Origin of the sequence: Methylobacterium sp. WL64 (genome assembly GCF_008039945.1) — a bacterium.
Taxonomy (GTDB): Bacteria; Pseudomonadota; Alphaproteobacteria; order Rhizobiales; family Beijerinckiaceae; genus Methylobacterium.
In genome coordinates this window covers 1-1626 of sequence record NZ_VRVA01000275.1, presented here as the reverse complement: position 1 = coordinate 1626, position 1626 = coordinate 1, and the positions used below count along the sequence as shown (strand labels likewise).

The 1626-nt window shown below is 62.7% G+C and carries 3 protein-coding genes; 1 reads left to right on the top strand and 2 read right to left on the bottom strand.

The genetic code is table 11. The annotated features are described in order from the left end of the window. Window positions 1-162: 162 nt before the first annotated feature. A complete protein-coding gene (locus FV242_RS33805) occupies window positions 163-534 on the bottom strand; it encodes a hypothetical protein (RefSeq protein ID WP_147942014.1) in 372 nt (123 codons plus the stop codon). 370 nt (window positions 535-904) lie between these two features. Here FV242_RS33805 and FV242_RS33800 point away from each other — a divergent pair, with 370 nt between their 5' ends. Continuing rightward, window positions 905-1096: a hypothetical protein gene (locus tag FV242_RS33800; protein ID WP_246693017.1), complete on the top strand. Its 192-nt coding sequence runs from the start codon at window positions 905-907 to the stop codon at window positions 1094-1096. Between the two features lie 279 nt (window positions 1097-1375). Here the strand turns inward: FV242_RS33800 and FV242_RS33795 are convergent. Beyond that, on the bottom strand, window positions 1376-1626 hold a 251-nt coding region (locus tag FV242_RS33795; protein WP_187278683.1), incomplete at its 5' end, for a twin-arginine translocase subunit TatC.

Sequence of the window (1626 nt, the reverse complement as noted above, 5' to 3'; positions counted from 1 at the left end):
CCCCCCTTTTTTTTTTTCAACCATAAGACGTCATACGACATCTGCGCTTGTCTGGTGGGCTCGTTGTTGTTTATAAGAGACAGCTCCTATAGTGGACAAGCGAGAGCCGGGGTGGTTGTCCACCCCGGCTCTCGCTCGCTGCGTTGTCTCCGATTTGCTGGTCTAGAGCGCCTTGCGAACCTTCAGGCGCTGCCATTCGCCTTCGGTGCCGAGGCAAGTGACGTGGACGACTGCTTCCTGCCCCTCTGCCATGTCAAGGAACCAAGCCTGGCGCTTCGACGTCACCTCGAACTCGATAGTCAGGCGGCATGCCGGATCCAGGCCGCGCTTCACGGTCGCCTGCACCCCAAGGGCGGCCTGGTCGGCATGGCTGAGACCGGCATACAGGTTGAGCTTGCTGGCTCTACGGTAGGTCGGGTTCTCCTCCGTCCCGTCCTCTGAGGTTTGGTCAGAGCGCGGTGCACCGTCACCGGTAGCGATACGATTAGGACTAGCCTGCTCGAAGTTCGGGTCGTCGTTCTTACTGCGTGCCACGTATCATCTCCTTGCGTTGAGTCGTTTATGAGGTTCTCGAGTTCAGCGGTGTTGTTGTTCTCGTCGGTCATGTCCCGCTGTTGATGAAAGACCGTACCGTGCCGTAGCTTGTGAGGGATTAGGGCATCGGATTTGTCCGGGCTCGGTCGCGATTGATGCAGTCTGGCCTGCGGCCTTCAGGGAGGACGTTGAGCCGTTTGAGTCCGGCGGTGTGGAGCACGGACGTGAACACGTTGGTGGCGTCAGCCATGCTCGGTATCTGACTGTTGCTCGCAGCTCTGGCAGCGCGCACGATGCCGCGGCGGGCCTCGTGCGGGCGGGTGTGCTATGCGACCCGGGCACCGACGGGCGCGAGAGGGGACAGATCGATATGGCGGAAAGACGCGCGCCGCACTCGCGCCTAGCGCTTGCGCTTACGGTGGCGGCGGGGATCCTGATCGCGGGCGTCGGCACGCTCGGCTGGCGTTGGTACAGCTACATCACTGCGAGCGCCACGCTCTACGACGAGGTCGGGATCGAGGTGAACCACCGGCTTCCCGAACCGCTGCGGGCCTGGGGCTAGGCGCGCAACAAGGAGCGGTTCCCCCGTGCCGTGCTGCCCTGTGGCTGCTAGGCCGGGCAGATCTGATCGGTGACCGACCGGAAGGATCGCGAGGGGACGCCTCACGAAGCGCGCCGTGCATCACGGGCTGGGCCAGTACCCTTCACCCAGCTCACCGCGGTCCTAATTCGCCAACAGCGTTAGACCGTTTTCAGGCATATCAGTGTCTAACGTCTTACCTCCCTGCCAAACAGCACCTTTCAACTTCTGACATGGTCGTCTGAACTTTGGTGGTTTGCCCTACGGATCGAGCCCCTCAGCCTTGCGCTTGGCAGCCCGGCGGCGCTCGACGCGGGTCACCGAGAAGATCGAGACTTCGTAGAGCAGCAGCATGGGGATCGCGAGCGAGAGCTGCGAGATCACGTCCGGCGGCGTCAATACGGCGGCGGCCACGAAGACCAGGACGATGGCGTAGCGGCGCTTCTCGCGGAGGAAGGCCGTGTCGATCACGCCGATCTGGCCCAGCAGGGTCAGGATCACCGGCAGCTGGA

Bases quoted from the DNA above. Each gene is read 5' to 3' on its own strand.
- FV242_RS33800 (WP_246693017.1), top strand. From the start codon at position 905: ATGGCGGAAAGACGCGCGCCGCACTCGCGCCTAGCGCTTGCGCTTACG.